A 20,533-nucleotide genomic window follows, 5' to 3' on the forward strand; every position below is an offset into this window, starting at 1 on the left:
AATATAGAGTGGTCGAACTTATCACAAAAATCAAAGATTTTTTGTACTGTTTATCTGAAATTCAGTTTAATTCCCTTAAATTTCATCATTTTCACCTGTAGAGCCAAACGGTTTATTCACTGGGGGTTGTGCTGGATTCACCTGTACAGAATCTGCTGGTTTTGCATCAGATGAAACTGTAGATGGTGGAGTCGTTGGCGCAGATGTAGTTGTGGCTGGAGCCGCACTACTCGTACTAGACGGTGGCTGATAAAGAGGATTTGGTTGATTCGCTTCTTTTTTAGCTTTATCTAACAAATCAGTTAAAAGTCGTTCTGCTGGTTGGCGACCACCTAAGCCAAATGCAAGAGCGAAAGCAACTGCAACTGCGCCTAAAGTCAAACCGAATGCAAGATTAACAATTGAATCTGCAATACCCATGGCTCTTAAACCAAGCGCAAGTACTAGACCAATAATTAAGACACGAACTAAGCTAGCTAACCAACGCGAGCTATTATATTCACCACGTTGCACCACGTTCGCCACAACATTTGCGAGCCAGAAGCCAATAACCAAAATAACAGCACCTAACAGAATGTTTGCACCAAAATGGATAAACATTGCGATTAGACCACTAATTTGATCGAAACCAAGACGATCTGCCGCTTCAGATACTGCAAAAAGCATGGTGAAGAATACGATTAGGCAACCGACAGCACTAGAAACTTTAGTTTGACCTAAAAAGCGTTGCACATCTAATTTGGCAGGAATTTCATCAACACCAGTTCCAGCTATTAATTCTGCAACCAAACGTCCAACAAAACGAGAAACAATATAAGCAACCAGTAAAATTAAACCAGCTGCAATAATGTTTGGAATTGCCTGCAAGATTTCATTCAGCATTGCTGTCGCTGGCTGAGAAATTGTCTCAATACCTAAAGCTTCGAACGCTACAATCAATGTCGTAATAATAATGATAGCAAAAACAAACGAACCTAAAAATTTGCCTACATTAGAGCTTTTGAAAAGACCAATTTTTTCCGCTTGAGCTTGAATACCTAAACTATTAACAAGACCTTCAACAATACCACGTACAATTTTTGCCAAGATATACCCAACAAAAACGATAACGCCCGCAATAAAGATATTTGGTAAGAAGGCTACCGCTTCATTTACCATATTTTGAACTGGAATCAGTAAGCCTGTTAGTCCTAATATTGAAAGAACAATCGGAAGGAAAAGTAACAATACAAGCCAGTAAAGAATCTCACCAATATTTTGGCTAATACCACCTACGCCAACTTCTGTACTGAGCTTATCGTCAAGCTGAGTTCTAGATAAAACATTGGTCACTCCTGCTCGTACCAACCGAGCCACGATCCAACCAATAAAACCCACCACCACAGCAGCAATAATATTTGGAATGTAGACAAGTACCTGATTCACCATATTGCTGAACGGGCCACTCACTCCACTAATGTTAAGTACATTTAGAGCCGCAACAACAGCTAAGATTAAGATAAACCAGAATACGACCTTGGAAATTAAGCCTTCAATATTTGGGGCTCGGCCAGTGGCTGAGGATAGTTTGGCATTGGTATTTACTTTTTGTAGTAGCTTTTTCACACCTGCCGCTACCAATAAAGCAATTATCCAACCCACTAATAAGATCACTATTGCAGCCAGAATAGGATGGAACTGATCCCAGTAATACATCGCATCAAATTGAGCGCCGCGAGGCCCATCAAAAAATTCATTCATATTGTTATGTCCTCAATTGTTCTGTTCTTTTCAGTGTTATCTCTAGGAAACACCATTCGTTGTAAAAATGACTATGAATGCGGTCTATCTCACCTTATGTTTTGAATATTTTGTAATCAACACACTTCTGCATAAATACAACAAATTGATGCAAAAGGTTGCAAAAAAGCCTTTAGGTCTTCACCTAAAGGCTTGATATCAAGATATACTGGTTAAATTATTACCTCTTTTTAACCTATATAGGTCTTTAAATTAGAAGCATTCGAAATGACATGTGGCACAGGCTCATGTTGCATAGCCCCTTCTTCTTTAGGCACTTTGCTATGATCAGCTATCATATAAACTACAAGGGCAAGAAGAAAAAGCCCAACAATAATTAAAATATAAACTGGTAATCTTCTTTTTTTCGCAGTTTCTTCAGGACTCGTCACATGAGGTGGTTTTGAAAAATCATGCATCTTCTTTCCCCTCTTCTATTATCATTAACTTTACATTCATCATAGCAATTTGCTTTGTTGCATTGTGTGAAAAAGCATTATGCGAAGGTGTCTGTGATTGCAAAACTCTACTTTTAAAACAATGAAAATAGTATAAAATTTGCACACGTTAATTTAAGCAATTAAAAATAATTTCTAATTATTTACGAACTTCATCTATGTCCCATTTGTAATACAATATGTTTTAGCGCTTACTATTTAGAAAATAGGCTATAATAAGCCCCCATGTTTTAAAGCTACTCTATTTTATGATGTATCGTCAGCAAAACGTAACTCTTGATCTCGACACTGACGTCACACATCAATGTTATATCCACCAGACAAGAGACGAACATCTCATTGGTATTATTGAATTTAATAAACCAAGTTATGAACTCAAATGGGGTGATCTGGAGTATTTTCGTCGTCGTACTGAAGAATTTTCAGTTATGCCGTTTCCTGACTGCATTAACGCCATGATTGTTGATATTCGTAATATCAATATTTTTCTGGACAATGAAGTTCCGATTTTACCTTGGCGTTTACTTGAAGAAGACTGTCCTGTTCGCTTAGTTGTTCCCCAAGACCGTTTAGAACATTATGCAGGCCTTTTTGAACCTACTTGGCTTTCAAGCGATGTAGACAGTGCGATTTCCGAAATTCGTGAATTTATGGATATGTTTGTCCATTAATAAACATATCCATAAAAATAATTTTAAAGTTCTTTTAATTGTCGTTTGTTACCAGTAATTTTCTACTGCAATATTTCCCTCACCTCGACGATTCATCGTCAAACCACGGCGCTTTAAAGCTTCTTTCGTGTCATCTACCATTTGTGGGTTTCCACAAAGCATGACATGGCTTGTTGCGGGGCTCAATTCTATACCAGCAACTTTTTCTAATTCACCATTTTCGATCAAAACTGGTAAACGATCGTGTAACTGTGCTGATGGATCACGAGTAATAATTGAAATAAATTTAAAACCGACGTGCCCTTCACCAAAAGTTTCAGCAATCTCTTGAATACGATCGACATAAGCTAATTCAGCAGCTGTACGTACACTGTAAACCAAATTGATCTTTTGATATTTCGACCAGATATCGAAGTCTTGTAGCATCGATAAAAATGGAGCTAAGCCAGTACCTGTTGCTAATAACCATAAATCATGCGGTAAAGGCTGTTGATAGCGAGCTAAAGTAAGATAACCATAAGGTATTTTTTCTAAATAAAGCTCATCTTCTACCTTCAAATGTTGAAGATTTGAAGTAAATGCGCCATCAGGTACCACAATCGAGAAAAATTCTAGCGTTTCATCAAATGGAGAAGACACCACCGAATAGGCACGAACAACAAGTTCTTCTCCAACTTTCAGTCCAATACGTGCAAATTGCCCAGCAGTAAATTTAAAATGTGCAGGGCGAGTCATGGTGAAACTAAAAAGAGTTGGAGTCCAGCGGTGTACAGATAAAACTTTTTCTACGCTAAATTTTTCAATTGACATGATTTCAACGTGGCATGAAATAGTGCGCTCATGTTAGCATGACAGTCGAAATAATGAATACTTTTAAACGTTAAGGCTTTTTAAACATGCGCATGACATTACGCCAGTTGGCTGTTTTTGTAGCAGTCGCTCAAGAAGGAACTGTCACCAAAGCCAGTGATGCGGTCAGACTGACGCAAAGTGCAGCAAGTATGGCTTTAGCCGATTTAGAGGATGGTCTTGGTGCCCCTCTATTTGATCGTTTAGGTAAACGACTACAACTTAATGATCTTGGCCGCTTTCTATTACCTCAGGCGCTAGAAATATTAGGTCGCTGTGAAGCTTTTGAGCAAGCTGCAAAAGGTGAGTTACAAAGTATTGACTTACGTATTGGGGCAACTCTAACGATCAGTGATTACCTCATGCCAGATTTAATGGCGAACTTTTTACAGTATCACCCTAAAGCACACTTGCAATTACAGGTGGGCAATACACGCCAAATGATTGAAGCTGTCAATCAGTTTCAGCTTGATTTAGCATTAATTGAAGGCTCGTGTCATCTACCTCAACTTCAATGCATTCACTGGCGTGATGACGAGCTTGCAGTATGTTGCTCCCCTAATCACCCTCTAGCACGTTTAAATCGTCCTTTAACAGCACATGATTTTTATCAAGTTGAATGGATTTTACGTGAAGAAGGTTCGGGAACTCGTGAAGTGTTTGATAATGCTATTTTGCAAGATCTACCAGACGCTAATATTCGCCTAACCCTAGGTCACAATGAAGCAATCTTGAAAATCGTTGCTGGTGGTTTAGGAATGTCTTGTATCTCTAAACTCGCTATTGAACCTTTAATTGAAAAAGAACAATTAGTTATTTTAGAAACGCCATTCTGGCAACTTACTCGCCCACTTTACATGTTGGTACACCGTCAAAAATACCAAGGTCCTGGCCTCAAAGCATTCTTACAATTCTGTGAAGAGCAGGTTTAAGACCTGATCTTCTAATGCCATCTTGAGTTGTTCTCAGATAACTCACCATTCTTTTTCATTTTATTATTTATTAGTTAAGACAATTAAGGGAAGTTAACACCTCCCTTAATTTTGTATTACTTACTCGTTCCACAAACGATCAAAAATCTTCTTTGCTGGTTTTAGCTAAACTCGATGCCCAGATAGCCTTGAAGATTGAGAATCACTATTAACGTCGAAAATGTGATAACAACTCTGTCGTAATCGCTTTATTATGACTAGTGATTTTAGTTTTTTTGGTTTTAGACGGATTAGGATCGATACGCTCAATCTTTACAGCCTTAAATTTCCCCTGATTATCTACAGCGAGAAATTTCACTTTTTCATTTCTTTTCGGCTCCCCTTCTGATGCAGGAAAATCCGAAATATGAAAGAAAATATCTCCTTCAGCCGTTCCAATAAAACCAAATCCTTTGTCAGGATCATATTGTTTAACTTTTCCGGTATAAAACTCTTGCTTCATGATCTTTACCCTACTTTTTCAATACTGTTATTACAGCAGAAAATTAAAAAGAGACTTTCAATCCGCCCTCAAAACTTTACGGTTTGATTAAGTCTCTTTTTATCGTTATTTCAAAAATTAGTCTTTTTGGACACTACCAAAAATTTTATCGCCCGCATCACCTAAACCAGGAACAATATAGCCTTGTTCATTTAAGCCATTATCAATAGATGCTGTATAAATCTGCACATCTGGATGAGCGGCTTCAACTTTAGCAACGCCTTCTGGAGCAGCAACTAATACCATAACACGTATATCTTTACAGCCACTCGCCTTTAACACATCAATGGCAGCAACTAATGAATTACCTGTTGCCAACATTGGATCGATAATCATTGCAAGACGATTAGCGACATCTGGAACTAATTTTTTATAATAAGTACGAACTTCTAGTGTTTCTTCATTACGCTCCAGACCTAAAACACTAACTTTTGCACTTGGAATCAGATTAAGTACACCATCTAGCATACCAATTCCTGCACGTAAAATCGGTACAATCGTTATTTTTTTACCAGCAATACGCTGAGTAGTAACAGTTCCGGCCCATCCATTAATTTCACAATCCACAACTGGTAAATCTTTTGTTGCTTCATACGTCAATAACATAGTCACTTCCTGAGCAAGCTCACGGAAATTCTTAGTACTGATGTCAGAACGACGTAACAAACCTAATTTATGACGAATAAGTGGGTGACGAATTTCTTGAATGGCCACAGATGTTACCTAAAAATATAAAAACGTATTTATTATAATCTTTTTTTAATGCCCAATAAAAAAAAGCCTCCAGATTTGGAGGCTTTTTTGTACACTAGAATTATTGTTGTTGTGAAAGCATGAAATGTAATGGAGATAAAATTTCTGCTTTTAATGCCAAATTAATCATTGGATCTGGGTAAACACCCAAAATAATAACTAATGCAGCAGCAGCCAATACCATTAAACCACCTACTTTTTGACCCCAATGAGCATCTGCATCAATACGAGGGGTTTCTGGTGGTGTCATATACATTACAACCATCACACGTAAGTAATAGTACAAACCAATACCACTACCCACAATAATCATTGCAGCCAAGAACCAGTGTTGAGTTGTTACAGCAGCCATTACAACCAAGAACTTACCAATGAAGCCCGCTGTTAATGGAATACCAGCCAAAGATAACATCATGACTGTTAACGTTGCTGTAAGTACTGGACGACGCCAGAACAAACCACGGTAGTCTGCAAGGCTTTGTGCTTCATCTACATTGTTATATGGGCTAGACATTAACGCTACCGCACCAAAAGCACCGATAGTTGTTAATACATAAGACACCACATATACAGTTACGCTACCCAAGCTCGCATAAGTCATGCTAATTAAAGCAATTAACAAATAACCAAAATGAGCAATAGATGAATAACCAAGAATACGTTTTAAGTTAACTTGACGAACAGCGAGTAAGTTACCAACTAAAATCGACAATACTGCAATGATTGTCAAAATAGTGACTAACGAATCCACCATAATTGCGCCTGAAGCAAGCATATAGCGCACGAACAAACCAATGGTTGCAACTTTAGCAGCGGTCGCCAAGAAAGTTGCCATTGGCGCTGGTGCACCTGCATATACATCTGGTGTCCATTTATGGAATGGCGCAAGCGATAATTTAAATGCAACAGCAAAGATAATGAGTGCTAAACCTAATAACACCATTGGCTGTTTGATTGCACCAAATAACGCCTGTACAGAATCATAGAATGAAAGCGAACCAGTATATGCATAGATATATGCCATACCCATCAACAACATTGCAGAAGCTGTCGCTGAAAGTACAAGATATTTAATACCAGCTTCAAGTGAACTACTACGTTGATAGGTATAAGCAAGTAAGCCATATACAGGAATCGACATTAACTCAAGGCTAATGAAGAACGATGCATAGTGAGAACTTGCAACCATCAACATTGCACCTGCTACTGAAGCAAGTAACAAAAGATATAGTTCTTCGCGGTTATCTTTATAAGTTTCGATATAAGCATGAGACAAAGTACAACAAGCCAATGCCGCAATCAAAATCATGAATTGATAGAACATGGTAAATGGATCAACCATAAACATGCCCATCACATTTGCCGGTACAAACTTACCGCCAAATACTGCAAATAAAATATAAAGTGCAGCGAGGTTTAGACCAACAACAGAAGTTGTTGCGATTAAATTATGATTACGCTTAATAGAAATTAATAGCATGACGACGATTGTTGTCAAAGCAACAATCATCACCGGAGCTAAAGGCATAAGCGTAGAGAGTGATACTGTGAAGTTCATGATTATTGGATCTCCACATGGTCAAGTTGAGTAGCTGTTTGCTGAACAGTTTCAACGACTTCTTGAACTGGCATATAACTATTGACCAACCACTGCATGCTTGAATGAGACATATCCAAGAATGTTTGTGGGTAGATACCAAGCCAAACGAGACCAATCGCACAAATCATCAAAATACCAACTTCACGAGCAGATAAGTCTTTTAGTGGACTAGTGTAGTGTTGCTTTTGTTCAGGGTTTGGTTCACCAAATAAAGCACGGTGAATCAAGATCAAGCCATATAAGCCTGCAAATACAAGGCTGATAGAAGCAAGAATCGTGAAGACAGGATATTTATTAAATGAACCCATCAAAATCAGGAATTCACCAATAAAGTTACCCAAACCTGGCACGCCTACAAGAGCAGCTACGAAGAACATCAAGAAAAATGGCAAGTACTGAAGCTGGCCACGAAGACCACCCATTAAACGTAAATCACGTGTATGTAAACGTTCGTAGATCTGACCAGACATAATGAACAATGCAGCTGATGACAAACCATGTGCCAACATCATGATCATTAGACCTTGGAAGGTCAAAATGTTACCTGCGTAAATTGCAAGTAAAATAAAGCCCATGTGTGAAATCGACGTATACGCAAGTAAACGTTTCATGTCAGTTTGCTGGTAAGCACACCATGCGCCGTAGAAAATACCAATCAAACCGAAAATAATCGCAATATCTGCAAACTGAGCAGAAGCTGTCGGGAAGAATGGAATTACAAAACGAAGCAAGCCATACGCAGCTGTCTTAATCAAGATACCCGCTAAGTCCACAGAACCTGCTGTAGGAGCTTGAGCATGCGCATCTGGCAACCAACCATGTAATGGAAACACTGGTAACTTCACGGCAAAACCAATGAAGAAACAGATCATGAAACCATAAGCTAGGTTCGCAGGTAAGTGGTTGGCTACAGCTAATAAATAGTTGTAATCGAAACCGATCATGCCTGTCATCATGTAGCCATAAACTACAAGACCAAGGATACCGATTAACATCACTAAACCAGCGATTTGTGTATAAAGGAAGAACTTGGTAGCTGCGTAAACACGTGAACGACCGTTTGAACCTTTATGACCCCATAACGCAATCAAGAAGTAGATTGGTACAAGCATCATCTCCCAGAAGAAGAAGAACAAGAACAGGTCAATCGCTAAGAATACACCGATAACGCCACCTAAGCTCCATAAGAGGTTTAAGTGGAAGAAACCAACGTTCTTTTGAATTTCGCCCCATGAACAACCAACAGCAAGTACACCAAGTAACGCTGTTAATAACACCATGAGTAAAGATAAGCCATCCACAGCAAGGTGAATGCCGATACCGAGTGATTGAATCCACGGTAAATAGAACTCAGCAGTCCAAGTTGGGATTTTTGAACCCAACTCATAGCTATAAGTTCCACTTTGCCAAAGTGCAAGACCTAAGCCCAAAGTAATGAGCATACCAATTAAGGCAATCCAGCGTGGCAAAGTTTTGTCGAGCTTATCGACTAACCAACAAATAAAACCAGCAATGAACGGAACAAGAATCAGCGCGGGTAAAATTAAATTGTTTTCCATTTTATTTCCCCACTACCTGAATAACGATCAAGATCATCAATAACACCACTACACCGAGTGACATACTTGATGCGTATTCACGCAATGAACCGGTTTGACGTGAGCTTGTAAAACTATTTCCGCCTTTCACAAGTGCAGGAAGAACTAGCCACAAACTGTCAATCGGATCACGGCCAAAGATTTTGGCGAAGAATAAATAAGGTTTAACAAAAACGATGTCATACAATGCATCAAAACCAAAAGCAGTACGGCAAATATGTGCCAGACCTGCACCCAAACTTGTTTGAGCGAATGATTTCACTGCACCATAAGCAAATGTAAATAATGCTATACCAACAACTAGACCAACTAGCGCAATGCCTACTGCTAAATGCTCTGCCCCATGCATGCCTTCTACAAATTGTTCAGCCACATGGAATTCAGGAATTTTTGCAGTATTAAGAATACCAGCTACAGGTGCTTTTAATACAGCACCAACAAAAGTAGACAGTACAGCTAAAACGCCCAATGGAGCCCAGTACGTTGCACCTTTAATTTCATGGTAAGGCGTGTTTTCTTGACCAAAAAATACAACCCAGATTAAACGGAATGTATAAATTGAAGTCAGGAATGCACCTGCTACACCCACCCAATATAAGGTGTGATATAAAGCAACTGATTGGCCTTGTACCCAAACTTCACCAAGAATCGCATCTTTAGAGAAGAAGCCAATCGTCAAGAATGGAATAGCTGCTAATGCACCGCCACCGATCGCGAAACAAGCAAACAGGAATTTGTTACGTTTGAACAAGCCACCCATTTTGAAAATGTTTTGCTCGTGGTGGTAAGCCAGAATCACCGCACCAGAAGACAAGAATAATAATGCCTTAAAGAATGCGTGAGCCAACATGTGGAACAAGCCAGCTTGATAAGCTTCAGCACCTACAGCCATAAACATATAACCCAACTGACTCATTGTTGAGTAAGCCAAGATACGTTTGATGTCTGTTTGAACCAGTGCAGCAAAACCTGCAACTAACAAAGTCACTGCACCTGTTACCGAAATGAATTGCATTACTTCAGGCGCAAGTTCAAATACGCTGAATAGGCGACAGCATAAATACACACCAGCCGTTACCATTGTTGCAGCGTGGATTAATGCAGAAACAGGTGTTGGACCTGCCATTGCATCTGCCAACCATGTTTGTAATGGAATTTGAGCAGATTTACCAGCAGCACCCAAGAACAACATTAATGCAGTCCAGATCGTAAGTGACGAACTCTTCGTCATTACTTCTGCTGCGTGTTCAACGATGTACTGAGTATTCAACGTACCAAATTGTTGGTAAAGCAAGAATAAAGCAATAAGTAAGAATACGTCACCTACGCGGGTAACTGTAAATGCTTTGATCGCAGCCCAACCATTTGCAGGGTTTGCATAATAGAAACCGATAAGCAAATAAGAGCAAAGACCTACGCCTTCCCACCCTAAGAATAACAACGCCAAGTTGTCGCCTAATACAAGCACAAGCATGCTGGCAACAAACAGGTTGAAATAAGAGAAGAAGCGCGCATAACCTTCTTCACCGCGCATGTACCATGATGCAAAGATGTGGATTAAGAAACCAACACCCGTAACCATGCCCATCATGAGTAAAGATAAGCCATCTAAATGTAAGCTAATGCCCGGCGCAAAACCGCCAACATTGAACCATGTCCACAGATTTTGAACAAAAACTTGCTGACCACTTGTGGTAAATGCCATTCCAGCAATCAATGCAAATAATGCAGATAAACCTACAGAACCCACACCAATAATTGCTGCAACATTTTCAGAGAGTTTGTCTCGTCCTGCCGCCAATAAAATAAAACCGATTAGCGGAAATAATACTGTTAGATATAAATAACTCATCCGCGCATCTCACTAGCAGCATCCACATCCAAGTGATGGAAGCGATGATAGAACTGAAGGACAATCGCAAGACCGATACATGCCTCTGCTGCTGCAAGGGTCAAAATCAGAATGAACATAACTTGTCCATCTGGTTGTGCCCATACGCTACCCGCAAGAACAAATGCCAATGCAGCAGCATTCATCATGACCTCAAGGCTCATTAACATAAATAATAGGTTGCGTCGCACCATTACACCGTAAAAACCGAGTGCAAAAAGGATGGTTGCAACAATCAAACCATGTTCTAAAGGAATCTGGCCCATTATTCTTTTTCCTCTTCTGCACCTGGTTCACGTTTACCTAAGTGGTATGCTGCAACAAGGGCTGCTAGCAATAACATCGCGGCAACTTCAACCAATAGTAAATAGTGAGTAAAGAGTGCTTGACCAACTACTTTTGGTCCAATTACTTGTGCCCCAAGTGGTGCTGAAATTGTGGTGTATTCACCACCAAGCATCCAAACCAAAAGCAAGCCGAGTAAGAAACTCATGAGTGCTGGATATGCCCAAGCATCTGAAGAAAGCCATTTACGTTCTTGTTCTACAGTGTGTTGACCTAAATTCAACATCATCACCACGAAGACAAACAGAACCATAATTGCTCCAGCATAAACAATGATTTCAAGAGCACCTGCAAAAGGCGCCCCCACGATCATGAAAATACCAGCAACAGCAAGCAATGAAACAATTAGACTAAGTAAAGCGTGTACAGGGTTCGTGTTAGTCACTACACGAACCGTAGAAACGATGGCCACGAGTGCCATCAAATAAAACGGCCACATCATGGTAATAGACTCCGTACATCGATTGGTGCACTTTCTTTTTGCGCTTGACCTTTCTCTTTACCGTTAATTGCCATACCAGCTACACGGTAGAAGTTGTAGTCTGGGTATTTACCCGGACCTGAAATGAGTAAGTTTTCTTTCTCATAAACCAAGTCTTGACGTACATATTCACCAAGTTCGAAATCTGGTGTCATCTGAATCGCAGTTGTTGGACAAGCTTCTTCACACATACCGCAGAAAATACAGCGTGAAAAATTGATACGGAAAAATTCCGGATACCAACGCCCATCTTCTGTTTCTGCTTTTTGTAGTGAGATACAGCCAACCGGACACGCAACCGCACATAGGTTACATGCCACACAACGCTCTTCCCCATCTGGGTCACGCGTCAACACAATACGACCACGAAAGCGTGGTGGCACAATCTGTTCAGCCGGTACTTCTGGATATAAAATCGTGTCACGTTTACGTGTTACATGGCTAAATACCATAAACAACGAACGTACAATCGATCCGAATCCAGCTAGAAATTTATACATTTTGTACTCCCTGCTGTCCTAGGCCTGATTCATCAGAATCACAGCACCAGTCACTAACAAGTTGACCAACGCCAATGGCAAACAAATTTTCCAACCAAAGTTCATGACTTGGTCATAACGTGGACGCATTAAAGAACCACGAGCCAAAACAAACATCATTACAAAGAATGCTGTTTTAATCACAAACCAGAATACTGGCGGAACAAATGGAATTTCTAAATTGAATGGTGCTAACCAGCCACCGAAGAATAAAGTTACGATCAATGCAGAAATAAGTACCACGTTGACATATTCAGCAACGAAGAACATCCCCCATTTCATACCACCATATTCAACATGGTAACCTTCAGCCAATTCTTGTTCTGCTTCCGGTTGGTCAAATGGATGACGGTGAGTTACCGCAACACCAGCAACCACAAAAATCAAGAAACCTAAGAATTGTGGAATGACGAACCAAACATCGCGTTGTGCTTCAACAATTTCACGAAGGTTAAATGAGCCTGCAATTGCAACTACACCCATCAATGAGATACCCAAGAACACTTCATAAGAAATGGTTTGAGCAGCTGAACGTAAACCACCAAGCAATGAGTATTTGTTATTTGAAGCCCAGCCACCAAACAATACTGCATAGACTGCAATACCAGCCATTGCCATGAAGAACAACAAACCGATACTCATGTCGGCAACACCCAGTGAAGGACTCACCGGGATAACCATGAATGAAAGAACCGCTGTTGCCATTGCAACAGCTGGTGCTAAACGGAATGTAAGCTTGTCAGCAAATTTTGGTGTCCAGTCTTCTTTGAACATGATCTTGAGCATGTCGGCAACGATCTGGAACATACCACCAGGACCAACACGGTTTGGACCATAACGGTCTTGCCACAAGGCAAGCAAACGACGTTCAATAAAAGACATCAACGCGGCAACTAAAACAACCACAAGCAAAATCACAACTGCTTGAACTACAGCATAAGCAATTGGCCAGTTCTCAGCCCAAAGTGGCGTTTGACGTATAATTTCTTGATTCATGAATTACACTCCTAAAGCCACTGAAACAGGCTCAGCTAGTGACACCATTGGTGCTAAACCAACTGGGTAACCAATATAACCTGTAGGTAAATATTCAATTACTTGTACAGGCAAGCTCACACTGGTTTCACCTGCTTTTACTGTAATGCGTTGACCTTCTTGAAGGTTCAAACGACTTGCATCTTGTTCGCCCACTGCAAACATAGCTTCTGGAATACGAGTTTCCATTGCAGGTGTTTTAGTAGTGAATTCACCAGAACCAAAAATATGATGCATTGGTACTAAACGGAAACTTTCAGGGTTTGCAACTACCGCTACTGGAGCAACATAGCTACGTGCAGGGCGTTTTGCCAAGCGATCGAATAAACGAACACCAGAATCACCACCTTTTAAGTGACCACCCACTTCATCTTGGTATTTGTTCCAAGATTGTGGAGAGTTCCAGCCCGGAGCCCATGCAAATGGTACTAATGATGATGCTTTTTGCGGACCAACATAACCTTCCATTGAGAATGTTAATGCTGAATCTAGATCTGTAGGCTGTTTAGGCTCATGAACCGATAACGGCGCACGCATTGCTGTACGACCTGAATAACGACGTGGTTCACGTGCAATTTTCAAACCATGTACACGGTAACCTGCATCAGGCGCCACATCTTGAATAGCTTCAAGTACTGGTACATTTTTTACGATGCTTTCAATCACATCATCAAGCAATGTCCAGTCTACGCCTTTACCTTTAATGCCAGTTTCAATGGCATGTAACCAACGCCATGATTCTTTAATTGCATATTCAGGTTTGTAGTAACTTGGATCGTAAACTTGATAGAAACGCTGTGCACGACCTTCTTGGCTTACAACAGTACCGTCACCTTCCGCAAAGCTTGCTGCTGAAAGTACAATATCAGCCTGTTTCACAGTTTCAGTTTCACTGTGATCAAGCACAATTACTGTTTCAGCTTTATCAAGTGCAGCCTGCACTTGTACAGCAGGTAAGCGACGGAACAAGTCATTTTCAACAATAACAAGTGTGTCGTAGTCTTGAGCAAATGCTTGTTCGAGGCTTAAGCCACCAAACAATGCCAAGCCCATCGAGTTCACTTCAGAAACCACAAGACTTAAACCAGCTTTAGAACCTAAGTTCTGAGTCAACTCAGCCGCAGCTTCCATAATAGAAGCATCTTGCAAGCTAGTACCCGCAATGATTAATGGCTTGTTTGCTGCTTTTAACGTATCAGCAATGGTTTGAGCAAATGCTTTTGCATCGTCATCTAAACCATTCACTGTTTCGCCTTTCACTGCCGCAGCTACTGCAAAACCTAAACGAGCAATGTCATTTGGAGAAGCAACAACTTCACCAGTTGCAACATCGGCAAGACGAGTTTGAGTTGCAGCCAAGATATAGATCGGAGATTTTGCTTCTTGACCAATACGTTGTACAGGCTCAGCTAACCAGTCTGGGGTACGTGTTTTTGCAGCCATTTCACGAGCTTTGTTTTTCGCAGCTTGACGAACTGACAAGGCCATACGTGGTGCAGTTTGAGTCAGGTCTTCACCTAAAATCAAGACAGCATCATAGCTTTCGATTTCACGCATGTTCGGGTTGTAAATACCCTCGGTTTGCATGATAGATGCAGCAAGTTCAACAAGTTTTTGCTCTTTTTGTGCAACACCAGTTGAGTAATTTGCCTGACCTACAAGCTCACGTAATGCATAGTTCGATTCCAAGCTTGCGCGCGGAGAACCGATACCCAAAACTTTTTTGCCTTGAAGCTTCGCAATCGTTTGATCTAAAGCTTGATCGACAGAAACAGTTGCAACAGTTTCACTGTTACGGAACTGAGGCTGACGTGGACGGTCTGCACGGTTTACATAACCTGTGCCAAAACGACCTTTGTCACAAAGGAAGTATTGGTTAACCGAACCATTGAAACGGTTTTCTACACGACGGATTTCACCATAACGTTCACCCGGAGAAATGTTACAACCAGAAGAACAGCCTTGACACACGCTTGGTGCATACTGCATGTCCCATTTACGGTTATAACGCTCTGAATGAGTCTTATCAGTGAATACACCTGTTGGACATACTTCAGTCAAGTTACCCGAGAATTCAGATTCTAAAGTACCTGATTCTGGACGACCAAAGTAAACACGAGATGCATTGGCATACACACCAAAGTCCGTACCACCTGCATAGTCGTTGTAGTAACGAACACAACGGTAACAAGCAATACAGCGGTTCATTTCATGTGCAATGAATGAGCCGAGTTCTTGGTTGTAATGCGTACGTTTTGTAAAACGGTAGCGACGACGGTCATGACCAGTCATCACAGTCATATCTTGTAAATGACAGTGACCACCCTCTTCACAGACTGGACAGTCGTGCGGGTGATTCGTCATCAAAAATTCAACAATAGATGCACGGAAATCTGTTGCTTCTTTGTCTTCAATCGAGATATAGGTATTGTCAGATGCTGGTGTCATGCATGACATGACCAAACGACCACGCGTATCTTCTGGATTCGCATATTGCGTAACAGCACATTGACGGCAAGAACCAACCGAACCTAAGGATGGATGCCAACAAAAATATGGGATGTCGATGCCCAGACTCAAACATGCTTGTAGCAAGTTTTCCGAGCCGTTGACTTCATACGATTTTCCATCGACATGAATTGTAGCCATAAGTCGAATTCCTTAAGCTTGTTCTACGTTGCTGGTTTGCACGACAGGACGAGTTGTCACTTTCGCTTCAAACTCACCACGGAAATGTTTGAGTGCGCCCATAAGCGGCTCCATCGCACCTGGTGCGTGGGCACAGAAAGTTTTACCAATCCATAATTTACGAGTCAATTCTTGTAAATGATCGATATCTTCTTTCTTACCTTCGCCTACTTCAAGTGCTTTAAGCGCTTTAACAGCCCATGGCAAACCATCACGACATGGTGTACAGAAACCACATGATTCGCGCGCAAAGAACTCTTCTAAGTTACGAGTGAGCGATACCATACATTGAGTTTCGTCAACCACCATCAATAAACATGTTCCCAAACGAGAACCTGCTTTCATAATCGTGTCTGCATCCATTGGTAAATCAATGGTATCAGCCGGTAAAAAGTCAGTTGAAGCACCACCTGGTAACCATGCTTTGAGCTTTAAGCCCTCACGCATACCACCAGCATGATCTTCAATCACTTCACGTGCAGTTGTACCAAATGGCAATTCCCAAAGACCCGGGAATTTTACTTTACCTGATGCACCATAAATTTTAGTGCCTGGGTCTTTTGATTTACCTGCTGATAAACCGATATACCACTCTGGACCACGAAGCATAATTGCTGGCAAGTTGTTATAAGTTTCAACGTTGTTCACAATTGTTGGACGGCCCCATGCCCCTGCAACTTGCGGGAATGGTGGCTTGGTACGTGGGTTTGCACGACGGCCTTCGAGCGAGTTAATCAATGCAGTTTCTTCACCACAGATATAACGCCCTGCACCCGTATGTACATGCAAATCAAAATTCCAGCCAGAACCTAAAATGTTTTCGCCTAAATAACCTTTAGCACGAATCTGTTCTAATGCTTCATTTAAGTATTGAGCTGCCTCAATATATTCACCACGGATAAATATATAACCTTGAGTTGCCTCTAAGGTATAACCCGCAATCAACATACCTTCGATCAATTGATGTGGAAGTTTTTCCATCAACAAACGGTCTTTAAAAGTACCCGGCTCCATTTCGTCGGCATTACAGATCAAATAACGTGGACCACCATCATTTGGTGCCATTAATGACCATTTAATACCCGCTGGGAAACCCGCACCACCACGACCTTTTACAGTTGCAGCTTTAATGACATCTAACACTTCAGCAGGTTTCATGCCTAATGCTTTTTTAAAGCCAGCATAACCTTCAAGTGCTTCGTAATCATCAGCACCACGAACTTCTTCACGTTTACTTAAACGCCAAGTGAGCGGATGAGTTTCTGGATTACCGTCGCCATAAATTGGTTTTGGTTCAGTATTCATACATACTTCTCCAATAACTGTTTAATTGATGTCACTTCGACTAAACCGTGAGTATCTTCATCAATCATTAAAGTTGGGCCTTTGTCGCAGTTGCCTAGGCAGCAAATTGGAAGCAGTGTAAAACGACCATCTGGTGTCGTTTGACCATACTGAATTCCTAATTCGCGCTGGAATGCTTCAGCAAGTGTTTCTGCACCCATTAAGAAGCAAGCAATTGAGTCACAAAGCAAAATCACGTGACGACCTACCGGGTGGCGATAGATACGGTTGTAAAATGTTGCAACACCTTCCAAATCAGCAACACTCATCGACAATAACTGTGCGATGGCATTCATTTGAGCGTCATCTACCCAACCATTACGGCGTTGTACACACTTCAATGCATCCAAAGAGGCTGCACGAGGGTATGGATAGTGACCAATGTGATGTTCGATGTCGTGAATTTCTTCCGCAGTCAAAATCCCTTCAACATTCACACGTGGCTTTTTATCAGTCAAAATCATCATTATGTGTTACCTCTTAGCGATCCACGTCAGCCATAACCACGTCAATGGTCGCCAGATAAATGATTAAGTCAGATACCAAACTGCCGTTAATCACTGCAGGCATTTGCTGTAAGTGAGTAAACGTCGGTGTACGAATACGAGTACGATAACTCATCGTCGATTTATCTGAAGTCAAGTAATACGTACTTGCACCTTTAACCACTTCAGTCATAAATGATGACTCGCCCGCTGGCATGACAGGACCCCATGAAACGCTCAAGAAATGCGTAATCAAGGTTTCAATATCTTGTAATGTCTTATCTTTCGGTGGTGGAACAGCCAATGGATGATCCGCTTTATATGGACCAGAAGGCATGTTATCCAAACACTGTTGAATAATTTTTAACGACTCAGTAATTTCACGGAAGTGAACGAGTACACGTGCATATGCATCGCCCTCATACTCGACTGGCACATCAAAATCGAAGTTTTCATAGCCGCTGTATGGACGATATTTACGAACGTCAAAATCGATACCTGTCGCACGTAAACCAGTACCTGTCACACCCCATGCGAGTGCAGACTTGGCATCGTATTGTGCAACGTTACGCGTACGACCAATAAACACAGAGTTTTTCAATGCTGCTGTGTAGTATTCGTTTAAGCGCTTAGGCATCCACTCTAGCAATTCTTTAACAAGTTTTTGCCAGTTATTTGGAAGATCGTGTGCTGTACCACCAATACGGAACCATGCTGGATGCATACGGTAACCCGTGATTGCTTCAACAATGTCGTAAACTTTTTGACGGTCTGCGAACATATAGAATACTGGTGTCATACCACCGGCATCCTGAATTGCTGTACCACAGAACAACAAGTGGTTATTAATACGGAACAATTCGTTCAACATGACACGAATGACTTGAGCACGTTCAGGAACTTTGATTCCTGCCATTTGCTCTACAGCCATCACATACGGCATGTTCTGAGCACAACCACCTAAGTAGTCGACACGGTCTGTATAAGGAATGAAAGAATGCCATGTTTGACGTTCAGCCATCTTTTCCACACCACGGTGGTGATAACCGATATCAGGAACACAGTCCTTAACTTCTTCGCCATCTAACTGCAATACAACACGGAACGCACCATGTGCAGATGGATGGTTAGGACCCAAGTTCAGGAACATAAAGTCTTCGTCAGCGTTACCGCGTTTAAGACCCCAGTCTTCTGGCACAAAACGTAAGTGCTCTTGTTCAAAGTCTTGTTTCGCTTTGTCTTGCATGTACGGCGTATATTCTGTCGCACGTGCTGAATATTCTTTACGTAACGGATGACCTTCCCAGTACGTTGGCAACAAGATACGACGGAGCATTGGATGCCCTTCGAAATTGATACCGAACATATCGTAAGCTTCACGTTCATACCAGTTGGCATTTGGCCAGATATTGGTCGCTGTTGGAAGGTTAAGATCATTTTCGTTCAAGGCAACCTTGATACGAATGTCACTATTACGCTCAAGCGATAATAAATGATAGAACACAGTGAAGTCAGATGCTGGTAAACCATCACGATGAACACGTAAACGCTCATCCATCGCAGATAAGTCAAACAGCATTACATATGGACGTTCCACTTTACGTAGGAACATAAGGACTTCTTGCACGCGTGCGCGCTCAACCCAGACTGTTGGAAACTCTTCAAAAGTCGCCTGCACGTAAAAGTTCTCACCAAATTTGGTTTTGAGTTCTTCTACGATTGCAAATGCTGGGCGTGAATCAACTGGTGTTGACTCTGGCATAGCAATGTCAGTTTCAGCCATTGGCTTGGCTTCCTATTTAATACAAATTCTGTCAATTTTCTCGATGAACATATCGGTTAGATATGTCAAAGCACCGTCAAAAATTATTTAATCTCATCCATAGAGCGTAAGTTTTTAACGGCAATACGCTGCGCATTCTTACGGTCACGTTCTGGCATCATCTTTGGCTTATACACTGGCTGAAGATCATCACCGATCACGGCAGAAAGCGGGCGTCGCTCTAATTGAATCTGGTCTTGTAAAAGCATTAAAGCTTGAATTAATGCTTCAGGACGAGGTGGACAACCTGGGACGTACACGTCAACAGGAATAATTTTGTCTACACCCTGTACTACTGAATAGATGTCGTACATACCTCCAGAGTTTGCACAAGCACCCATCGAGATGACCCATTTAGGCTCTAACATCTGTTCATATAGACGCTGAATAACTGGTGCCATTTTTACAAAGCAAGTACCTGCAACAATCATCAAGTCAGCTTGACGAGGTGAAGCACGGATAACCTCTGCGCCGAAACGTGACAAGTCATGCACACCTGTTAAGGTCGTTGCATATTCAACGTAACAACATGAGGTACCAAAGTTAAATGGCCACAAGGAGTTTTTACGCCCCCAGTTTACTGCTGTATGCAAGACATCCTCTAAACGAGTCATGAATACGTTTTTATTCACTTCCTCTTCTAATGGATCTGTCACGATTTGACGTTCTTGCAATGGGTATTGATCAGCATCCGGATTCGCGCGGGTCAGAGTATATTTCAT

Annotated in this window: 19 protein-coding genes; 2 read left to right on the plus strand and 17 right to left on the minus strand. The window is 41.3% G+C overall.

Features of this window, described 5'->3' with window-relative positions; genetic code table 11:
- Nucleotides 1–75 precede the first annotated feature (75 nt).
- Complete coding sequence (locus RMB13_RS07630) at nt 76–1,740, minus strand: mechanosensitive ion channel (protein WP_056483805.1); 1,665 nt, start codon at nt 1,738–1,740, stop codon at nt 76–78.
- Nucleotides 1,741–1,970: 230 nt separating this feature from the next.
- On the minus strand, nt 1,971–2,198 hold the full coding sequence (locus RMB13_RS07635; protein WP_005042834.1) for a hypothetical protein: 228 nt from the start codon (nt 2,196–2,198) through the stop codon (nt 1,971–1,973).
- A 290-nt stretch (nt 2,199–2,488) separates the two neighbouring features.
- Here RMB13_RS07635 and RMB13_RS07640 point away from each other — a divergent pair, with 290 nt between their 5' ends.
- Nucleotides 2,489–2,908, plus strand: a complete 420-nt coding sequence (locus RMB13_RS07640; RefSeq protein ID WP_171056780.1) for a hypothetical protein — start codon at nt 2,489–2,491, stop codon at nt 2,906–2,908.
- 48 nt (nt 2,909–2,956) lie between these two features.
- Here RMB13_RS07640 and RMB13_RS07645 read toward each other — a convergent pair whose 3' ends face one another.
- Entirely contained in the window at nt 2,957–3,718 is a 762-nt protein-coding gene (locus RMB13_RS07645; RefSeq protein ID WP_311084862.1) for a ferredoxin--NADP reductase, read from the minus strand.
- 86 nt (nt 3,719–3,804) lie between these two features.
- On the opposite strand from RMB13_RS07645, the gene gigC reads away from it, so the two are divergent.
- Nucleotides 3,805–4,689 carry a LysR family transcriptional regulator GigC gene (gene gigC, locus RMB13_RS07650; RefSeq protein WP_005042839.1) on the plus strand — a complete coding sequence of 295 codons (885 nt, stop codon included), beginning with the start codon at nt 3,805–3,807 and terminating at the stop codon, nt 4,687–4,689.
- Between the two features lie 208 nt (nt 4,690–4,897).
- On the opposite strand, the gene RMB13_RS07655 is transcribed toward gigC, so the two are convergent.
- From RMB13_RS07655 to RMB13_RS07720, 14 genes are all read right to left on the minus strand, one after another.
- Nucleotides 4,898–5,191, minus strand: a complete 294-nt coding sequence (locus tag RMB13_RS07655) for a cold shock domain-containing protein (RefSeq protein WP_198077915.1) — start codon at nt 5,189–5,191, stop codon at nt 4,898–4,900.
- A 117-nt stretch (nt 5,192–5,308) separates the two neighbouring features.
- Nucleotides 5,309–5,944, minus strand: coding sequence for a uracil phosphoribosyltransferase (gene upp / locus RMB13_RS07660; protein ID WP_003653460.1), 636 nt, complete (start codon nt 5,942–5,944; stop codon nt 5,309–5,311).
- A 100-nt stretch (nt 5,945–6,044) separates the two neighbouring features.
- Nucleotides 6,045–7,541, minus strand: a complete 1,497-nt coding sequence (gene nuoN / locus RMB13_RS07665; RefSeq protein ID WP_003653461.1) for an NADH-quinone oxidoreductase subunit NuoN — start codon at nt 7,539–7,541, stop codon at nt 6,045–6,047.
- A 2-nt stretch (nt 7,542–7,543) separates the two neighbouring features.
- Nucleotides 7,544–9,142 (minus strand): NADH-quinone oxidoreductase subunit M, encoded by a 1,599-nt coding sequence (nuoM, locus tag RMB13_RS07670; RefSeq protein WP_003653463.1) that lies wholly within the window; start codon nt 9,140–9,142, stop codon nt 7,544–7,546.
- A 1-nt stretch (nt 9,143) separates the two neighbouring features.
- Nucleotides 9,144–11,033: an NADH-quinone oxidoreductase subunit L gene (nuoL, locus tag RMB13_RS07675; RefSeq protein ID WP_311084863.1), complete on the minus strand. Its 1,890-nt coding sequence runs from the start codon at nt 11,031–11,033 to the stop codon at nt 9,144–9,146.
- Nucleotides 11,030–11,338: an NADH-quinone oxidoreductase subunit NuoK gene (gene nuoK, locus RMB13_RS07680; RefSeq protein ID WP_003653467.1), complete on the minus strand. Its 309-nt coding sequence runs from the start codon at nt 11,336–11,338 to the stop codon at nt 11,030–11,032. The genes nuoL and nuoK overlap by 4 nt, the downstream gene beginning before the upstream one ends.
- On the minus strand, nt 11,338–11,856 hold the full coding sequence (gene nuoJ, locus RMB13_RS07685; protein WP_014205902.1) for an NADH-quinone oxidoreductase subunit J: 519 nt from the start codon (nt 11,854–11,856) through the stop codon (nt 11,338–11,340). The genes nuoK and nuoJ overlap by 1 nt, the downstream gene beginning before the upstream one ends.
- Nucleotides 11,856–12,398, minus strand: coding sequence for an NADH-quinone oxidoreductase subunit NuoI (gene nuoI, locus RMB13_RS07690; RefSeq protein ID WP_003653469.1), 543 nt, complete (start codon nt 12,396–12,398; stop codon nt 11,856–11,858). Before nuoI ends, nuoJ begins: the two co-directional genes overlap by 1 nt.
- 18 nt (nt 12,399–12,416) lie before the next feature.
- Nucleotides 12,417–13,433, minus strand: coding sequence for an NADH-quinone oxidoreductase subunit NuoH (gene nuoH / locus RMB13_RS07695; protein WP_003653472.1), 1,017 nt, complete (start codon nt 13,431–13,433; stop codon nt 12,417–12,419).
- Between the two features lie 3 nt (nt 13,434–13,436).
- Nucleotides 13,437–16,121 carry an NADH-quinone oxidoreductase subunit NuoG gene (nuoG, locus tag RMB13_RS07700; protein ID WP_311084864.1) on the minus strand — a complete coding sequence of 895 codons (2,685 nt, stop codon included), beginning with the start codon at nt 16,119–16,121 and terminating at the stop codon, nt 13,437–13,439.
- 12 nt (nt 16,122–16,133) lie between these two features.
- Nucleotides 16,134–17,465, minus strand: a complete 1,332-nt coding sequence (nuoF, locus tag RMB13_RS07705; protein ID WP_003653475.1) for an NADH-quinone oxidoreductase subunit NuoF — start codon at nt 17,463–17,465, stop codon at nt 16,134–16,136.
- Nucleotides 17,462–17,971 (minus strand): NADH-quinone oxidoreductase subunit NuoE, encoded by a 510-nt coding sequence (gene nuoE / locus RMB13_RS07710; protein WP_003653477.1) that lies wholly within the window; start codon nt 17,969–17,971, stop codon nt 17,462–17,464. Before nuoE ends, nuoF begins: the two co-directional genes overlap by 4 nt.
- A gap of 13 nt (nt 17,972–17,984) precedes the next feature.
- Nucleotides 17,985–19,772: an NADH-quinone oxidoreductase subunit C/D gene (nuoC, locus tag RMB13_RS07715; protein ID WP_016139137.1), complete on the minus strand. Its 1,788-nt coding sequence runs from the start codon at nt 19,770–19,772 to the stop codon at nt 17,985–17,987.
- A gap of 83 nt (nt 19,773–19,855) precedes the next feature.
- Complete coding sequence (locus tag RMB13_RS07720) at nt 19,856–20,533, minus strand: NADH-quinone oxidoreductase subunit B family protein (protein ID WP_002050353.1); 678 nt, start codon at nt 20,531–20,533, stop codon at nt 19,856–19,858.

The sequence above is a fragment of the Acinetobacter sp. V102_4 genome (assembly GCF_031799005.1).
In the GTDB taxonomy this organism is placed as follows: domain Bacteria; phylum Pseudomonadota; class Gammaproteobacteria; order Pseudomonadales; family Moraxellaceae; genus Acinetobacter; species Acinetobacter calcoaceticus.

What these genes read in the sequence shown, in the direction of transcription:
- nuoM (WP_003653463.1), bottom strand. Translation starts at nt 9,142, where the DNA reads ATGGAAAACAATTTAATTTTACCCGCGCTGATTCTTGTTCCGTTCATT.
- RMB13_RS07655 (WP_198077915.1), bottom strand. Translation starts at nt 5,191, where the DNA reads ATGAAGCAAGAGTTTTATACCGGAAAAGTTAAACAATATGATCCTGAC.
- nuoF (WP_003653475.1), bottom strand. Translation starts at nt 17,465, where the DNA reads ATGAATACTGAACCAAAACCAATTTATGGCGACGGTAATCCAGAAACT.
- nuoJ (WP_014205902.1), bottom strand. Translation starts at nt 11,856, where the DNA reads ATGTGGCCGTTTTATTTGATGGCACTCGTGGCCATCGTTTCTACGGTT.
- nuoK (WP_003653467.1), bottom strand. Translation starts at nt 11,338, where the DNA reads ATGGGCCAGATTCCTTTAGAACATGGTTTGATTGTTGCAACCATCCTT.
- nuoC (WP_016139137.1), bottom strand. Translation starts at nt 19,772, where the DNA reads ATGGCTGAAACTGACATTGCTATGCCAGAGTCAACACCAGTTGATTCA.
- RMB13_RS07720 (WP_002050353.1), bottom strand. Translation starts at nt 20,533, where the DNA reads ATGAAATATACTCTGACCCGCGCGAATCCGGATGCTGATCAATACCCA.
- nuoH (WP_003653472.1), bottom strand. Translation starts at nt 13,433, where the DNA reads ATGAATCAAGAAATTATACGTCAAACGCCACTTTGGGCTGAGAACTGG.
- RMB13_RS07640 (WP_171056780.1), top strand. Translation starts at nt 2,489, where the DNA reads ATGTATCGTCAGCAAAACGTAACTCTTGATCTCGACACTGACGTCACA.
- RMB13_RS07635 (WP_005042834.1), bottom strand. Translation starts at nt 2,198, where the DNA reads ATGCATGATTTTTCAAAACCACCTCATGTGACGAGTCCTGAAGAAACT.
- nuoN (WP_003653461.1), bottom strand. Translation starts at nt 7,541, where the DNA reads ATGAACTTCACAGTATCACTCTCTACGCTTATGCCTTTAGCTCCGGTG.
- RMB13_RS07630 (WP_056483805.1), bottom strand. Translation starts at nt 1,740, where the DNA reads ATGAATGAATTTTTTGATGGGCCTCGCGGCGCTCAATTTGATGCGATG.
- nuoI (WP_003653469.1), bottom strand. Translation starts at nt 12,398, where the DNA reads ATGTATAAATTTCTAGCTGGATTCGGATCGATTGTACGTTCGTTGTTT.
- nuoG (WP_311084864.1), bottom strand. Translation starts at nt 16,121, where the DNA reads ATGGCTACAATTCATGTCGATGGAAAATCGTATGAAGTCAACGGCTCG.
- nuoL (WP_311084863.1), bottom strand. Translation starts at nt 11,033, where the DNA reads ATGAGTTATTTATATCTAACAGTATTATTTCCGCTAATCGGTTTTATT.
- RMB13_RS07645 (WP_311084862.1), bottom strand. Translation starts at nt 3,718, where the DNA reads ATGTCAATTGAAAAATTTAGCGTAGAAAAAGTTTTATCTGTACACCGC.
- nuoE (WP_003653477.1), bottom strand. Translation starts at nt 17,971, where the DNA reads ATGATGATTTTGACTGATAAAAAGCCACGTGTGAATGTTGAAGGGATT.
- gigC (WP_005042839.1), top strand. Translation starts at nt 3,805, where the DNA reads ATGCGCATGACATTACGCCAGTTGGCTGTTTTTGTAGCAGTCGCTCAA.